General features: G+C 63.2%; 10 protein-coding genes. 6 read left to right on the top strand and 4 right to left on the bottom strand.

Annotated features, from left to right (window positions below; translation table 11 throughout):
* Positions 1-3 precede the first annotated feature (3 nt).
* The 3 genes from I6F31_RS08335 to I6F31_RS08325 all read left to right on the top strand — a co-directional run bounded on the left by I6F31_RS08335 (position 4) and on the right by I6F31_RS08325 (position 4,007).
* The gene (locus tag I6F31_RS08335) at positions 4-792 is read left to right on the top strand and encodes an ABC transporter ATP-binding protein (RefSeq protein ID WP_035997607.1); all 789 of its coding nucleotides are present in this window, start codon (positions 4-6) and stop codon (positions 790-792) included.
* Between the two features lie 95 nt (positions 793-887).
* Complete coding sequence (locus tag I6F31_RS08330; RefSeq protein ID WP_036021288.1) at positions 888-2,726, top strand: AMP-dependent synthetase/ligase; 1,839 nt, start codon at positions 888-890, stop codon at positions 2,724-2,726.
* 81 nt (positions 2,727-2,807) lie between these two features.
* Positions 2,808-4,007 carry an ABC transporter substrate-binding protein gene (locus tag I6F31_RS08325; RefSeq protein WP_035997612.1) on the top strand — a complete coding sequence of 400 codons (1,200 nt, stop codon included), beginning with the start codon at positions 2,808-2,810 and terminating at the stop codon, positions 4,005-4,007.
* Positions 4,008-4,195: 188 nt separating this feature from the next.
* On the opposite strand, the gene I6F31_RS08320 is transcribed toward I6F31_RS08325, so the two are convergent.
* Positions 4,196-5,311, bottom strand: a complete 1,116-nt coding sequence (locus I6F31_RS08320) for a lysozyme inhibitor LprI family protein (protein WP_225146328.1) — start codon at positions 5,309-5,311, stop codon at positions 4,196-4,198.
* A gap of 178 nt (positions 5,312-5,489) precedes the next feature.
* Positions 5,490-6,221, bottom strand: coding sequence for a transglutaminase-like cysteine peptidase (locus tag I6F31_RS08315; protein WP_225146329.1), 732 nt, complete (start codon positions 6,219-6,221; stop codon positions 5,490-5,492).
* 656 nt (positions 6,222-6,877) lie between these two features.
* Here I6F31_RS08315 and I6F31_RS08310 point away from each other — a divergent pair.
* The 3 genes from I6F31_RS08310 to I6F31_RS08300 all read left to right on the top strand — a co-directional run bounded on the left by I6F31_RS08310 (position 6,878) and on the right by I6F31_RS08300 (position 15,459).
* Positions 6,878-12,250: a VCBS domain-containing protein gene (locus I6F31_RS08310; RefSeq protein ID WP_225146330.1), complete on the top strand. Its 5,373-nt coding sequence runs from the start codon at positions 6,878-6,880 to the stop codon at positions 12,248-12,250.
* Between the two features lie 142 nt (positions 12,251-12,392).
* Complete coding sequence (locus I6F31_RS08305) at positions 12,393-14,624, top strand: adenylate/guanylate cyclase domain-containing protein (RefSeq protein ID WP_225146331.1); 2,232 nt, start codon at positions 12,393-12,395, stop codon at positions 14,622-14,624.
* Positions 14,625-14,760: 136 nt separating this feature from the next.
* A complete protein-coding gene (locus I6F31_RS08300; RefSeq protein ID WP_035997645.1) occupies positions 14,761-15,459 on the top strand; it encodes a nitroreductase in 699 nt (232 codons plus the stop codon).
* A gap of 87 nt (positions 15,460-15,546) precedes the next feature.
* Here the strand turns inward: I6F31_RS08300 and I6F31_RS08295 are convergent, their stop codons facing one another.
* Together I6F31_RS08295 and I6F31_RS08290 are read right to left on the bottom strand one after the other, a co-directional pair.
* The gene (locus I6F31_RS08295) at positions 15,547-16,095 is read right to left on the bottom strand and encodes a sigma-70 family RNA polymerase sigma factor (RefSeq protein WP_018316216.1); all 549 of its coding nucleotides are present in this window, start codon (positions 16,093-16,095) and stop codon (positions 15,547-15,549) included.
* Positions 16,095-16,328, bottom strand: coding sequence for a NepR family anti-sigma factor (locus I6F31_RS08290; protein WP_025032292.1), 234 nt, complete (start codon positions 16,326-16,328; stop codon positions 16,095-16,097). Before I6F31_RS08290 ends, I6F31_RS08295 begins: the two co-directional genes overlap by 1 nt.
* Between the last annotated feature and the right edge of the window lie 126 nt (positions 16,329-16,454).

Here is a 16,454-nt window from a genome sequence, read left to right as displayed (position 1 = left end):
CCGATGGATGCCGCTGCGCCCCAGGATATCATCCTCAAGCTCTCCAACATCGAGAGCTATTACGGGCCGATCATGGCGATCCGCGGCATCTCGCTGGAGGTGCCGCGCGGGCGCATCGTCACGCTGCTCGGGGCCAACGGGGCCGGCAAGACCACGGTGCTGAAGACCATCTCCGGCATCCTCGATCCGCAGAAGGGCGCGATCGAGTTCATGGGCAAGCCGATCCAGCGCATGGAGGCCGACCGCATCGTGCGGCTCGGCCTCAGCCACGTGCCCGAGGGGCGCGAGGTGTTCCCGTTCCTCTCGGTGCGCGAGAACCTGATGATGGGTGCCTATCCGCGCAAGGACCGGGACGGCGTCGCGGAGGACATGGAGCGCGTCTACGGCTATTTCCCGCGCCTGAAGGAGCGCATCAACCAGCCGGCGGGCCAGCTCTCCGGCGGCGAGCAGCAGATGCTCGCGATCGGGCGCGCGCTGATGAACCGGCCGACGCTGCTCTTGCTCGACGAGCCCTCGCTCGGCCTGTCGCCACTGCTGGTGAAGGAGATATTCACCATCATCCGCCGGGTCAACGAGGAGCAGGGCATGTCGATCCTGCTGGTCGAGCAGAACGCCAAGGTGGCGCTGGAAACCGCCCATTACGGCTATGTGCTGGAGATCGGCCGTATCGTGATGAACGATACCTGCGACCGCTTGATGCATTCCCAGGACATCCAGGAATTCTACCTTGGCGCCAAGGAAGCCGGCGCGCGCGGCGAGCGGCGCTGGAAAAAGAAGAAGACGTGGCGGTGAGGACGAGCTGGCAGTAAGATGAGCTTGCCCAACGTTGAGCAAAGACCGGCCGGCAAGGCAGGCAGCGGAGGGAAGGCGACAAGGAGGAGAGGTGCATGGCCCGACCGGCGGTGCTGACGGTCGCTGATACGATCGCGAAGAGCTTCTTGCGCGCCGCCGAGACGCGGGGCGACAGGCCGGCGATCCGCGAGAAGAAGTTCGGCATCTGGCAGCCGACGAGCTGGCTAGAATGGCTGGAGATCTCCAAAGAGATCGCCTACGCGCTCCGCGCCGTCGGCTTCATGCCCGGCGAGGTCGCCTCCATCATCGCCAATGCCGTGCCCGAATGGGTTTATGCCGACATGGGCATATTGTGCGCCGGCGGCGTCTCCAGCGGAATCTATCCGACCGATTCTTCGTCCCAGGTCGAGTATCTCGTCAACGACTCCGCCACGAAGGTGATCTTCGCCGAGGACGAGGAGCAGCTCGACAAGATTCTCACCTGCCGCGCGCGATGCCCCAGCTTGCAGAAGATCATCGTGTTCGACATGGAGGGCCTCAGCGGTTTCTCCGACGACATGGTGATGTCGCTGGACGAGTTTCGCGCGCTCGGCCGCAACCACATGGTCGGCCGCGAAGCGCTGTGGCAGGAGATGATCGACAGCCGCAGCGCCGGCGATCTCGCGGTCCTCGTCTATACGTCCGGCACGACCGGCCCGCCGAAAGGCGCGATGCACGCCAATCGCAGCGTCACCCACCAGATGCGACACGCCAACGACTTCATACCTGCGCGAGAGGACGAGAACCGGCTGGTCTTCCTGCCGCTCTGCCACGTCGCAGAGCGTATCGGCGGCTATTACATCTCGGTCGCGCTCGGCTCGGTGATGAATTTTGCCGAGAGCCCGGAAACCGTGCCTGACAATCTGCGCGAGGTGCAGCCGACCGCCTTTCTGGCCGTGCCGCGCGTCTGGGAGAAGTTCTATTCCGCCATCACCATCGCGCTGAAGGATGCAACGCCGCTGCAGCAATGGGTCTATCGCCGCGCCATCGGCATCGGCTACCGCATGGTCGATTGCCGGCTCGAGGGCAGGGCGCCGCCGCTATCGCTGCGCATCGCCAACCGCATCGCCTACCTGGTCGCGTTCCGCAACATTCGCCGCATGATCGGACTCGACCGCTGCCGCATCGCGTTCACCGGCGCAGCCCCGATCGCACCGGAGCTGATCCGCTGGTATCTGGCGCTCGGCATCGACATGCACGAGGTCTACGGTCAGACCGAGAATTGCGGGGTCGCAACCATGATGCCCGCGGACAAGATCAAGCTCGGCTCGGTCGGCACCGCGGTGCCCTGGGGCGAGGTCGCGCTGTCGCCCGCCGGCGAGATCCTGATCAAGGGCGACTTCCTGTTCATGGGCTATCTGAACCAGCCGGAGAAGACCGCAGAGACGATCGATTCCCGCGGCTGGCTGCACACCGGTGACGTCGGCACCATCGACAATGAGGGCTTCGTGCGCATCACCGACCGGATGAAGGACATCATCATCACCTCGGGCGGCAAGAACATCACGCCGTCCGAGATCGAGAACCAACTCAAGTTCTCGCCCTACATTTCCGACGCGGTCGTGATCGGCGACAAGCGGCCCTATCTCACCTGCCTCGTGATGATCGACCAGGAGAATGTTGAGAAGTTCGCCCAGGATCACGACATCCCCTTCACCAATTATGCCAGCCTGTGCCGGGCGAGGGAGATCCAGGACCTGATCGGGCGCGAGATCGAGCAGGTCAACGGCAATTTTGCCCGCGTCGAGACCATCAAGAGGTTCTACCTGATCGAGCGCCAGCTCACGCCCGAGGACGAGGAGCTGACGCCGACCATGAAGCTGAAGCGCGGCTTCGTGAACAAGCGCTACGCCGCCGAGATCGAGGCGATGTATCGCGAGCGTGCGGTGGCGTGACGAGTCGGTCCATTTCGAGAAAGCGAAGGAGCTGTGGCCCCGCCCTTCGTGCAATACGGGCCTTTAGGAGAGGAGACGTCAATGTCGAAATCGTTCAGCGCATTCGGCCTTGCTGTGGGTGCCGTGGTGCTCACCTGTCTGCCGGCCGCAGCGCAAACCAAGGTCACCAACGAGGGCATCTCGGCAACCGAGATCGTCATCGGCACCCATCAGGACCTGTCGGGTCCGATCAAGGGGTGGGGCGTTCCGGTCGCGAACGGCATGAAGATGGCGGCCGAGGAGATCAATGCGGCCGGCGGAATTCACGGCCGCAAGATCCGGCTGGTCGTCGAGGACAGCGGTTACGATCCGAAGAAGGCCGTGCTGGCGTCGCAAAAGCTGATCGAGCGCGACAAGATCTTCGCGATGGTGGGGCCGATGGGATCACCGACGGTGCTCGCCGCGCAAGACATCCTGTTCGATGCCGGTGTCCTGCAGCTGTTCCCGCTGACGGCGGCCGAATTCACCTTCAAGTTCGATCCGGCCAAGCCGCAGGAGCGCCTGAAGTTCAACAATTTGCTGCCCTATGTCGAGAGCACGCGGGCTGCGGTGAAATACATGATCGAGTGGAAGGGCTTCAAGAAGCCCTGCATCATGCATCAGGACGACGAGTACGGTAAGAACGTGCTCGATGGCTTCAATCAGCAGCTCACTGCCATGAAGGCGCAGCCGGCCTCGATCACGAGCTACAAGCGCGGCGCCTCCGATTTCAGCGCGCAGATCGCCAAGATGAAGTCAGATGGCTGCGACCTCGTCGTGCTCGGCACCGTGCTGCGCGAGACCATTGGGGCGATGACCGAAGCCAAGAAGCTCGGCTGGGACGTCACCTTCCTCGGGGCCACCCCCACGAACGTGATGGAGGTTCCTGCGCTGGGTAAGGACGCCGTCGAGGGTCTCTATGCTGCCAGTGGCTTCGAGATTCCTTATGAGGACACCGCCAAGGGCAAGGTGAAGGATTGGCTCGTCAACTACAAGAAGATGTTCAACGCCGACGCCAACACGCAAGCCATCATCGGCTACAATGCCATGATGACTTTTGCGTTCTATGCCAACAAGGCCGGCAAGGATCTCACCGGGCAGAAGATGCTCGATGCGCTCGAGTCGGGCGAGAAATTCCTCGACATCTTCAACTCGCCGCCCACCAAGTTCTCCAAGACCGACCACCTCGCCAACACCATCACCCAGGTGCAGCAGGTCAAGGGCGGCCGCTGGGTGCTGGTGAAGGACAATCTGATGTTCTGATGCGGGCTCTCTTGCGTCGAGCTCAGTGCACCCTCTCCCCTTGTGGGAGAGGGTGGATCGCCGCGAAGCGGCGAGCCGGGTGAGGGGTCTCTATCCTTCACGCACGGTCTTGCGTGCGGAGAGAACCCCTCATCCCGCGCGCTTGCGCGCGCGACCTTCTCCCACAAGGGGAGAAGGAAGAGAGAACCCTACGATCCTCCGCCCGCGGTGCCCGAATTCACCGGGGCGAGCTCGTCTTCCCGGCAGCGCCAGCCGTCGGCGGCTTTGACGAAGGCGAAGGTTCGCTGGACCCTCAGCCGGCGCGTGACGTTGAAGACGTCTGCTGGGCGCGTCTTGTTGCCGGCTCCCTGCTGCGGCCGACCCGTCGTGGCGTCCCAGCAGGTGCCGGTGCAGATGGAGGCGATCCTGCTGCACACGGTGAAGGGAGCGAGCACGGCCATTTCGATTTCGCCCGTGACCTGTGCCTCCTGGTCGGTCACCTGGCTGTCGAGCGCATAGACGCGGTTGATGCGCAGGAAGTTGCCGCAGGAATTGGCCGCATGAATCCGCGCGGCGCAGAAATCGACGGCGTCGGCGTCGGGAATGCGGGCCGCGACCTGCCGGCCGAACACTTTTTTGGGATCGCCCGTCGCGGCGCGGATTTCATCTGTCTTGCGCTTCAAATGGTCGGCGAGACAGTCCTCCGCGGATTCCAGCTCCTGCAGCGGCACGTTCTCCTTGCCGACCAGATTGCATTTGCGGTCGCGCTCGCGCGTCCACCGTCCATATTCGGCGAAGGCAAAGCGTGCCGCAGTCGGGTCCAATTTGCCGATCAGGCCGAGCACCTGGCCGTTGAGCTCGGTTTCGGCAAGCGTCAGCGAGGGGTCTGCGCAGATCACCGCGCCCGCAGCAGTGTTGGCCGCAAGGCAGTCGAAATCCGGATCGCGAACGATCGCGGCGCGCTCCTCGGTGACCTTGAGCAGGCACGCCTTGACCGTCTCGAATTGGTCGGGGCGGATCGCGGTCTGGCCGACGATGCCGCAGCTGAGGTTGCGTTGGCGGACCCAGATCGCATTCTCCTCGATAGCGGGCAGGCGATCCGGCAGGCGGGCGAGCCGCTCCTCGATCGCGATGCTCAGCTTCTCGGCGGCGGCGGCAAGCGCGGCATCACCGCAGAACAATTGGTTGCCGGGGTCGCGAATCGGCTGGCAGGTGTTCCTGGCAAACAGCGGCAGCCTGTCGGCGATCGCGCGGTCGGATTGCGCGGACGCGGGCACCGCCGGCAATGCCAGCAGCGCAAGCACAGACAGCACGATGAATCGCATTCCAAGTCGCCCCCGCACGGAAGGCGCCATGCTAGCGTCTGGTCTTGCGCGGTGAAATGGGTTTGTGGGGACGAGCAGTGGAAGGTCTGTAGCCCGGATGGAGCGCAAGCTTAATCCGGGGCCGGTGCGAGTGGTAAGAGTCTCGGATTTTGCTGCGCTCTATCCAGCTACGAACAAATCAACGTGCCTCGGCGGCCGCCATCGAGACCTGCACCGGCTCGTCGACATATTTCAGCACGGCCGACTGGTGGAGCACGAACAGTGGCTGATAGCTCCGCGTCGCGTCATCCTTGACTATCGCCATGCGGCGATTGTCCAGCATCAGCCATTGCCCGTCGAGCTTTGCCGCGGCAATTGCGTGCGCCTCGCCGGCCCTGACATCTCGCACCACAACGATGCGGAGGTCCTCAGAGGCAATTCCCGCCAGCCGCAACGCGGCCAGCTTGGCGATGGCATAGTCCTCGCAATCGCCGGTCCCGCGCGCGAAGGTCGAAAGCGGCGAGCTCCAGACGTCGTCGGTGCCATCATTGGCGGCATGGATGGCGAGATTGATGGCGCGGTTGACCTCGCCGAGCCGCGCGCGACCGTCGCGGGCGCGGGCGTGGTCGACTATGGCGAGCAGCTCGAGCGCTGCCGGTGAAGCGCAATTGTCCCGGTCGCCGTCGCACAGCGCGAGCTGCACCATGTCGTCGTCGAGCTTGTCCTTCAGCACGGACCATCTCTGCTGCAGGCTACCGGACGAGATGGCGAAGGCGAACACGCCGAACGGTTCGGCGGATTTGCGCACGAGGACGCCGGCGCCGGGCGACAGCAGCGTGCCGGCGCGAAGCTCGGCGGCCGATCCGAGCAGGATCAAGCCGCACATGACAAGGATTGCGCGCCAGGCGCGCGAGCGAGCAGCGGTCTCCATCTGACATCCCTTCCCAGGCTTCACGAGATCCCCCTCGATCTCGACGTGCCGGGCTTTGTTGCTTTCGCGGAGATAGTGCGAGACGGGCCGTTTTGTTCTGCTTAACGCGCCCGGCAGGGGTTCCAAAACCGGGTGACAGGCTGAAATGGGCCTACCCAAATTGCGTAAAATTTTACGATTCGCCGGCTAGGAGGTGTCGCGTTGCCGCGAAATGGAGCCAATTGCAGACACAGGTTGTGGCAGTGCCGAATCTGGGTCCTATGGCTAACAACCCCCATTTCATGGGGTTCTGTTAGATAGGTCACAGATTTAACTCCGTATTTGCCGCAGGATGCTGCGGGAGCTCGCGACGGAAAGATGATGAAAGTATCTGCTTCGTTACTATACAGCAGGTTACTTTGGATGACTGGAAATGCGTGGAAACAGGCTGAATTCGACATACGAATATTTGAGGAATTACTTTCACTCCTCTGTCGCGGCGCCACGCCGTGGGGCCTCCCGGGGGCCAAGTGATGCGAAATCACACAAGCAATAGATGGTATCGCTAAGGACTTGCTAATGCTATGCAAGCTTAGGCGGTCGATACTTACTTAGATTTTAACCCTTTTTACGGTGCCCGGTTGAATTACGCTGGCCAATTTGACGGCGCGATTTCTTTGGACGGCCAGGGTTCCCGCTCGCCCGTCGGGGCAAATATCGATTCTTTTACCGCAAAGGCGAACGGTCACGCGCCCGACGGCGCGTTCGTCGTTCCCGACCCCAATCTGATCTTCAACGGCGAGTTCAAGCGTGCCGGGCTCGACCTTGTGCTGTCCCACGACGGTCATGAGTTCGTCGTTCACGATTATTTCAGGGGCGACAAGCGCGCCGCGCTCGCTTCGCCCGACGGCGCCCACCTCAGCGGCGACGTCGTCAACGCCCTCACCGGCCATGTCCAGGTTGCCCAGGCCGCGCCCGGTGCCGGTGCGGGCCAGGTCATCGGTCACGTCACCAAGCTCGTGGGAAGCGCGACCGCGATCCGCAACGGCGTCTCGGTCATCCTGAACAATGGCGACAACGTCGAGAAGGGCGACGTGGTCTCGACCGGGGCCGACTCGACGCTCGGCATCACCTTCATTGACGGCACCGTGTTCGGCCTGTCCTCCAACGCGCGGATGGTGCTGAACGAGATGGTCTACGACCCCAACGGGTCGAACAATTCCTCGCTGCTCAGCCTGGTCGCGGGCACCATCACCTTCGTCGCCGGCGAAACCGCCAAGCGCGGCGACATGAAGGTCGACACGCCGGTCGCCACCATGGGCATCCGCGGCACGGCGGTGCTGACCCAGATCAACTTCGTCGTTCCCGCCGGCGGCGGCGATCCGCAGCCGCAGGCGAGCTTCCAGGTGCTGGTCGAGCCGAACGGCACGACCGGCTCCTACATCCTGTTCGACAAGGTCACGCTGCTGCCGATCGCGACGGTCAACCAGGCCGGCCAGATGATCCAGATCAGCGGCGGCAACGTCTCGATCACCAATGCACTGATGTCGCCGGAGGTGCAGAAGCTGATCACGGACGTGTTCACGCTGAAGTTTACCGACAACAACACCAACACCAAGCTGACCACGAACTACACCGATACGATCACGCCGTTCGGCTATGAGGTGTTACTCAAATCGTCGTCCGGCCCTAGCGCCACCGCAACATTCGTCAATCTCAATCCGCAGGGATCGGAGACGCCTACCACCTCCACGCCGCTCATCGTACGCATTCCCGGCCAGCCGATCGCGCAGAGCTTCGACGCGAGCGGCAACGTGAAGACGGCGTTCGCGTTGACGGAGCGTGCGGACACGACCGGCGACACGCGCGCCGACACGATTTCCGGCGTGATCAGGTTCGTCGATCAGAACCTCGGCGACCGGCCGACGGTGAGCATCAGCCTCGCCGAGGCGCCGAACTACGTCTACAAAACTGCGGGCCAGAACGACGTCACCGGCTCCCTCTCGGAGCTCCAGAAGCAGGGCATCGCGGCGACGCAGATCCAGATCAGCGTCGTCCCCGACCCCGCCAACAACAACAACGGCTCGGCGGTCTGGACCTACACGATCCCCGACCACGTTTTCGACTTCCTCGCGGCCGGCGAAACCCTGACGCTGACCTACATGGTCCGCGTCGACACCAATTTCACGGTGAACCCCGAGTCCAGGTTCATCCCGATCACCATCACGATCACGGGAACGAACGACAAGCCTACCGTTGCGACGTCAGGCGGCACCGTCGTCGAACAGGTCGGGACCGGCAACGAGGCGCTGGACATCATCACGGGCACGGTCACCTTCACCGACGTCGATCTGACGGACCGGCCGATCGTGAGCGCGGCGCTCTCATCCGTCGAGCCGTTCAAATATCTCGATGCCGAAGGCAACGATATCACTGCGTCCCTGACGCCGGAGCAACTCGCGGCGATCGCTGCCGTCAAAGTGCCGCTGACCGTGGTTCAGGGTGCCGGAAACAGCAACAACGGCACGGCCACCTGGACCTACAGCGTTCCCGACCATCTCTTCGACTTCCTGGCCGAGGACGAGAAGCTGATCCTCAACTACGTGGTGCAGGTCGATGACGGGCACGGCGGCGTCGTCAGCACGCCGATCACCGTGTCCATCGACGGTGCGGACGTCAATGTCGAGGGCACCAACGACGTGCCGACGATCGTCGAGGACTCGACGACGCCCACCGGAGAAGTGACAGAGGATACGGCGGCAACCCTGACGGCGAACGGCACCGTCGCCTTCAACGACCCCGATCTCACGGATACGCACACTGCCAGTTACGTCCTGAAGTCGACGACGTCGAACGCGCATCTGCCCGGCTTCGGCAACGGCACCTCGCCTATCGGGAACTTCGCGCTGACCGCGGTGAGCGAGAGTCCGGGTGTCAGCACGCGCGGATCAGTGGGTTGGACCTTCACGCTCAACGACAACGATCCGGTGCTGCAGTCGCTGGCCGAAGGCCAGACCATCACCCAAGTCTACACCGTGACCGTCGACGACCATCACGGTGGCACCGTCACCCGGGACGTCACGGTCACCATCACCGGCACCAATGACACGCCGACCATCACGAGTGATGCAGACGCTGCAAAGGGCAGCGTCACCGAGGATGCCTGCGCGACGCTGTCGATCGAGGGCACGCTCGCGATTCAGGATCTCGATCTGATCGACACCCACACCGCGCAGGCCGCATTCAAGTCAGCGACGTCGAACGCGCATCTGCCGGGCTTCGATGGTAATGCGCCGCTCGGCACCTTCACGATCGATTGCGAGGTCGCGGAGTTCAACACCGATACCGACAACAGCGCGACGCTGGGCTGGCACTTCAGCCTCGACAACGACAATGCGGTGCTGCAATCGCTGGCGCATGGCCAGACCATCACCCAGGTCTACACCGTCACCTTTACTGACGATCACGGTGCGCAGGTCTCCCAGGACGTCACTGTCACGATCAACGGCGCCAACGACGCGCCGACGATCACGAGCGATCCCGAGGCGGCAACGGGTGCGGTTACCGAGGATGACGGCGCCTCGCTGACGACCAGCGGTACGCTGGCGATCCAGGACGTTGACCTGATCGACACCCATACGGCGCAGGTGCAGTTCAAGTCATCGTCCGTCAGTTCGGCTCTGCCGGGATTCGAGGACGACAGCACGAATATCGGCACCTTCTCCATCGGCGCGGTGTCCGAATCCAACGCCGACACCAGCACCGGCGCGACGCTCGACTGGCACTTCACGCTCGACAACAACGATCCCGTGCTGCAGTCGCTGGCGGAAGGGCAGACCATAACTCAGGTCTACACCGTCACCTTCAAGGACAATCACAACGCGACTGTCACGCAAGACGTAACCGTCACCATCACCGGCACCAACGATGCGCCGACCGTCTCCTATGTGACGTCCGACTACATGAACTTCGACGGTGCGACCATCGCGGTCGGCGACGTACCGACGGTCGCCACCGACGACGTGACGCTGGACGGCTGGGTGAACTGGAACGGAGACGCTGCCTCCGCCAGCCAGGTCTTGTTCTACAATGGCAATACCTCGACCACCGGTTTCGGCCTCATGGGCACTGTCATCAGCGGCAAGCTGGAGATCGCGATTCTCGAGGGCGGCGTCGAGATCCAGGATACCGGCTTCGCGCTTACTGCGGGGCAATGGCATAACCTCGCCTTGACGCGTGACGACGGCATCTTCACGCTTTATGTCGATGGCAACGCCGTCTATTCCCACAGTGGCGGCGTCAACGCGATCGCTGGCGCTCAGGAGCCGTCCTACATGATGATCGGAGCGGCGAGCGGCAGGTACGCTCCGGGCTTCGGTACGCAAGGCTTCACCGGCTCGATCGCCGATGTCAGCGTCTGGACCACCGCACTCACGCAGGCGCAAATCCAGTCGTACGACTTCACCGCGCTCACCGGCAACGAGGCCAATCTGGCCGCCTATTATACGCTTGGCGACGGCAGCGGGAGCAAGGCCTCCAACACGGTCAACCCAACCAAGAGCCTCGCCATTGAAGGTGATGCGGATTGGGCCAGCGGGACCTCCGGGCCGGGCGGCGCATTTGCCGATCTGATGGAGACCAATGGCGGCCAGCTCTCGCATGGCGTGCTGGCGGTCTCCGACGTCGACGCGACCGATCACGTCACGGTATCGGTCGATGCGGTGCAGGTTAAGCTCGACAACGTGTTGCAAACGGGCAGCGTCGGCGGGCTGTCGCATGCCGATCTCCTGAACTATCTGACCGTGCCGTCCGGCGACATTCTCAACGGCACGGCGACCCACGCCCAGTTTACCTGGCAATTCAACTCGGCCGGCCAGGCCTTCGACTTCCTCGCCGCCGGTCAGACGCTATCGCTGCAATACACCATCGTTCCGTCGGATGCTCAGGGCTTTGGAACTAGCGCGGTCGTGACCATCAACATCACCGGCACGAACGACGCACCGACGCTGTCCGATCTCCACATCGGCCCGCTCACGGACACCGCTGACGACGACACCTTCTCCAATCTCACCGGGCAACTGGCGGGGACCGACGCCGACAGCGGTGAGACGGCGCCGCTGACCTATGCCGTCCTCGATTCAGATCACCAGGCGGCCACGACGGTCGCGGGACTCTACGGCTCGCTGACGGTCAATTCCAACGGCAGCTATAGCTACGTTCCGAATGATGCTGCGATCAATGCGTTGGCGGACGGATCGTATGTCGATACGTTCACGGTCCAGACCACGGATATCCATGGTGCGACCGACACGGCAACGCTCAAGGTGAACGTGACCGGTGCGGACGACGGTGCGGGCCCGGTCATCAACACCGAGAGCTTCCAGGTCGAGCACATCACCGAGAACAGCAACGAGATCATTACCGACCTCGTCGTCATGGACGCCGATCCCGGCGCTGCGACGGACACTTTCACGGTCACGCTGTCGACCGCGAATCCGGACGTCAGCCTTGCAAGTGTTTATCCGACGACCGGCACGCTCGAGCAGATCAACACCGCCCTCGCGCAAGGCGCGGGCATCGTCTACGAGCCGACCGGCGCTGATCCCGAGGCGGGACTGCCAGCCACCGATCAGATCACGCTGACCGTTGCCGATTCGGCGGGCCGCTCGGACACGGTGAACTTCATCTTCGTCGAAGGAGCCGAGAGCCAGGGCATGACCCTGCAAGGTACCGCCGGCAAGGACGTCATTTTCGCGACCGAGTCGAGTGATACGCTGATCGGCGGCAGTGCCAAGGATCAGTTCGTATTCGCACCGGCCTCGTCGCAGGATTCGGTTCAGCACACCGTGAATGATTTCGAGTACGGCCTCGACAAGCTCGACCTGCGGCAGTTCAGCGGCATCAGCTCCTTGAACGACCTTGCCCCGACCGCCGCGCAGGATGGCGGCACGTTGCTTACGCTGGATAGCCACGAGACGATCCTGCTCAAGGGTGTCGCCGTCGCGAATCTCCAGTCCAGCGATTTCATCTTCGGCACTCACGTCGGCTAGTGGAAGCAGGCGGCGCTTCCGGTTTGCACCTCGACCGCGGCAAAAAATCCATAATCCTCAGCACTCGGGGAATAGCCAATCGCACGCCGACGCTTCATGATCGGTGCGCCCGGCATGATCTGGGTCAGGAAGTCTGACTGGCATGAAGCGTTTCAAAATCCTGCGGCGGTGGTTTGCGCGGAAGTTTGGCCTTGCGCGGCTGATCTGCCTTGCGCTGCTGGTCTTGTTCGCAGGCGCGCGCCTGTGGGATCCGCCGCCGATCCAGGAATTGCGGCTGCGCACCTTCGACATGTTTCAATTGATCGATCCGCGCGAGAAGGCGGCGCGGCCGGTCGTCATCGTCGATATCGACGACAAGAGCCTCACCAGACTCGGACAGTGGCCGTGGCCGCGCACGCGCATCGCCGACATGGTCCAGAACCTCACCAACCACGGCGCGGTGGCGATCGGCTTCGACATGGTCTTCTCCGAAGCCGACCGGCTCAACCCGGAGCAGGTCGCGAGCCAGATGCGCTATCTCGACGACGCGACCCGCGCCAAGCTGCGTGAGCTGCCGAGCAACGATCAGATCCTCGCCGACGCGATCAAGCGCTCGCACGTCGTGCTGGGCGAGACCGGGCTTCCGGAGGTCTTGTCCGAGCTCGACAAGTCGCTGCCGTTCACGGGGGTTGCAACGGTGGGGGAGGACGGGGCCGAGCGTTTCCTGTTCGAATTCCCCGGCCTGCTCCGCAATGTGCCGGTCATCGAGAGGGCAGCGGCCGGCCGCGGCCTGTTCTCGATCCGGACCGAGCGTGACGGATTGATCCGCCGCGTGCCGATGATCATGCGCGCCCAGGGCAACATCATGCCCTCGCTCAGCCTCGAGATCCTGCGCGTCGTCACGGGCACGCCGACCCTGCTGGTCCGTACCGACAAGACGGGCATCAAGTCGATCCGCCTCAAGGGTTTGGAGGTTCCGACCGACAAGAACGGTCAGCTCTGGGTGCACTATGCCCGCCGGGATCCTTCGATCTACGTCTCCGCGGTCGACGTGCTCGACAATGCGGTGCCGCCCACGAGGTTTGCCGGCAAGCTGGTGCTGGTCGGCACTTCCGCGGGCGGCTTGAACGACATCAAGACCACGCCGGTATCCCGGGCCATGCCGGGTGTCGAGATCCATGCCCAGGTGCTGGAGGGCGTGCTGAGCCGCGCGGTGATCTCGCAGCCGAACTATGCCCTGGGCGTCGAGCTGATCGCGGCGCTGATCATCGGCCTGCTCGTCATCATCTTCACGCCGAATCTCGGCCCCGTCCGCCTAGTGCTGGTGGGCGCGGCCTTCGCGGCCATCCTGATCGGCGTGTCCTGGTTCTCCTACACGCAGCACCGCTATCTCATCGACTTCACCTATCCGCTGCTGTCGACGACCGCAGTCTACCTGACGCTGATCTTTGCGAGCTTCGTGCGCGAGCAGCGTCAGCGCGTGCAGATCCGCGGGCAATTCGCGCAATACATGTCGCCTGTGCTGGTCGAGCAGCTGGCGCAGTCGCCGGAAAAGCTCGTGCTCGGCGGCGAGGAACGCGAGATGACGATCATGTTCTCCGACGTGCGCGGCTTCACCACGATCTCCGAGAGCTACAAGCACGATCCGCAGGGGCTGATCGAGCTGATGAACCGCTTCCTGACGCCGCTGACCGACGTCATCATCGACCGCAAGGGCTATATCGACAAGTACATGGGCGACGCCATCATGGCGTTCTGGAACGCGCCGCTCGACGACGCCGAGCACGAGATCAACGCCTGCGAAGCCGCGATCCAGATGCTCGAGCAGATCGACGAGGTCAACAAGGAGCGCGAGCAGGAGGCCGCCGACGGCGGCCACGTCTATATCCCGCTCAATGTCGGCATCGGTCTCAACACCGGCATCGGCGTGGTCGGCAACATGGGGTCCGACCTGAAGAAGAACTATTCGGTGCTCGGCGACAGCGTGAACCTGGCCTCGCGCCTCGAGGGCCAGTCGAAGGCATACGGATTTCCGATCATCGTGGGCTCGCGCACGGCACTCGCTGCCAAGGAGAAATTCGCGATCCTCGAGCTCGACTTCATCATGGTCAAGGGCAAGACCGAGCCGGAAGTGATCTACGCCATCGCCGGCCGCGAGGACGTGATGCATTCGGCCGCGTTCCAGCGCCTGCGCAACATTACCATCGAGATGCTCGGCTGCTACCGCAGCCGCGACTGGCAGGGCGCCCTGGATGCCATCGAGCGCGGCCGCAAGAGCGAGGACGCCGACACGCTGGAGAAGCTGTTCAGGCTTTACGAGGCGCGGATCAAGGATTTCCAGATCGATCCGCCGCCGGAGGGCTGGACCGGCGCCTATGCCCTGCTGACCAAGTAGTCGTCACGGTCACCGCTCGTGCAGGGTGGGCAAAACATTGCATGCCTACCATATGCAGGTGCATCGAGGTAAGTATGGTGGTGGGACGGCGCTTGGCGCCTCTGCCCAACCAAAAGAAAAAAGGGCGAGCTGAGTGATGGACGCACAAGTCAGACAGAACGACCGCATCGGGGTGCTCGAAGAGCTCCTCAACGAGCGCTACTCCGTTCGCGCATTTCTCCCCAAGGAGGTCGATCGCGCCACCATCGAGCATGTGCTGGCGACCGCGCAGCGCACGGCGTCCTGGTGCAACAGCCAGCCCTGGCAGGTCATCATCGCCAGCGGCGAGGCCAAGGAGCGCTTTCGCAAGGCGATCTACGCGGAGGCCTCGAAGGGCCTCGGCGATGACTACGACTTCACGCCACCGCGCGAATATGTCGGGGTCTATCTCGATCGCCGCCGCGAGAGCGGCTTCCAGCTCTACAACACGCTCGGCATCGCCCGCGGCGACAAGGCGGCCTATGCCAAGCAGGCGCTGGAGAACTACAATTTCTTCGGCGCACCGCATGTCGCCATCATCCACACCAACGAGCCGCTCGGCATCTACGGTGCGATCGATTGCGGCGCCTATGTCTCCAACTTCGTGCTGGCGGCGCAGGCGCTCGGGCTCGGCACCATTCCGCAGGCCGCGCTGGCGCGGCATTCCGGCCTGATCCGCCGCCACTTCGATCTGCCCGATGACCGCCGCGTCGTCTGCGGCATCTCGTTCGGCTATGCGGACCATGCGCACAAGGTCAACAGCTACCGCACCTCGCGGGCGAGCGTGGCCGAGACCGCAACCTTCGTGGATGTGTGATCGCGACGTGAGCCGGACGCATCGCGCGCGAAGACAGCCGTGGAAGCGGCCGTCTTCGTCTCGTTCCGGTGCGATTGACGGCGGCGGTCAGCCGCCGCTGCCGCCGATCACGGCCCGCACGGTCTCGTCAGGCCCAAAATCCTCGGCGCCGTCGACATAGAGCAGCGCGGCGAGCTTCGAGCGGGCGCGGTTCACGCGGCTCTTGATGGTGCCGACTGCGCAGCCGCAGATCGAGGCCGCGTCCTCATAGGAGAAGCCGGACGCGCCGACCAGGATCAAGGCTTCACGCTGATCCTGCGGAAGCTTGTCGAGCGCGGTGCGAAACTCCTCGAATTCGAGGTGCGCATTCTGCGAGGGCTGGGTCTTCAGCGTCTTGGCGTAATTGCCCTCGGCATCTTCGACCTCGCGCCGCCGCTTGCGATAGTCCGACCGGAACAAATTGCGCAGGATCGTGAATAGCCAGGCCGGCAGGTTGGAGCCGGGCTGGAACGAGTCGATGTTGGCGAGCGCACGCAGCAGCGTCTCCTGGACCAAATCGTCGGCGCGGTCCGCATTGCCGCTGAGCGAGATGGCGAAGGCGCGCAGACTGGGCACGGCCGCCAAGATGTCGTTACGCAGGGAGTCCGTGAGAGGCATTAATCCCTCCCATTGTTGTTGTCGTTGGATCCGCCCTCATTTTCTACGTGGGGTGACGCTCCCGGCGCATCAAGCTTCTTGATCAGTTCCGCAAACCGATCCGGAACCCCCTGTCGCACGACATCGTCGTACATGGCGCGCAGCTGGTGCCCGATCCGGGATTGAATCTCCGGAGTCAAGCCTCCCTTGCCGGGGGTCGTGCTTCTGCTGGCTTGAGACTTGAGATCTTTCATGACCTGTTCCACGTTTCCCCGAGTTAAGTGACTGTAAAATCGAGAAGTTTTCTCAACCGGGAGCCGTTCCCTGGATAGGCACAATTCCAGCTGCGCCAAAAAGTTCCCAGCTCGGCGGAACTTTTG

This window comes from Bradyrhizobium sp. NBAIM01 (assembly GCF_020194115.1).
GTDB classification, from domain to species: domain Bacteria; phylum Pseudomonadota; class Alphaproteobacteria; order Rhizobiales; family Xanthobacteraceae; genus Bradyrhizobium; species Bradyrhizobium yuanmingense.
Note: the sequence above shows the minus strand (reverse complement) of the source record. Positions and strands in the feature narration are given on the sequence as shown.

Bases quoted from the DNA above. Each gene is read 5' to 3' on its own strand.
- I6F31_RS08335 (WP_035997607.1), top strand. From the start codon at position 4: ATGGATGCCGCTGCGCCCCAGGATATCATCCTCAAGCTCTCCAACATC.
- I6F31_RS08330 (WP_036021288.1), top strand. From the start codon at position 888: ATGGCCCGACCGGCGGTGCTGACGGTCGCTGATACGATCGCGAAGAGC.
- I6F31_RS08325 (WP_035997612.1), top strand. From the start codon at position 2,808: ATGTCGAAATCGTTCAGCGCATTCGGCCTTGCTGTGGGTGCCGTGGTG.
- I6F31_RS08320 (WP_225146328.1), bottom strand. From the start codon at position 5,311: ATGCGATTCATCGTGCTGTCTGTGCTTGCGCTGCTGGCATTGCCGGCG.
- I6F31_RS08315 (WP_225146329.1), bottom strand. From the start codon at position 6,221: ATGGAGACCGCTGCTCGCTCGCGCGCCTGGCGCGCAATCCTTGTCATG.
- I6F31_RS08305 (WP_225146331.1), top strand. From the start codon at position 12,393: ATGAAGCGTTTCAAAATCCTGCGGCGGTGGTTTGCGCGGAAGTTTGGC.
- I6F31_RS08300 (WP_035997645.1), top strand. From the start codon at position 14,761: ATGGACGCACAAGTCAGACAGAACGACCGCATCGGGGTGCTCGAAGAG.
- I6F31_RS08295 (WP_018316216.1), bottom strand. From the start codon at position 16,095: ATGCCTCTCACGGACTCCCTGCGTAACGACATCTTGGCGGCCGTGCCC.
- I6F31_RS08290 (WP_025032292.1), bottom strand. From the start codon at position 16,328: ATGAAAGATCTCAAGTCTCAAGCCAGCAGAAGCACGACCCCCGGCAAG.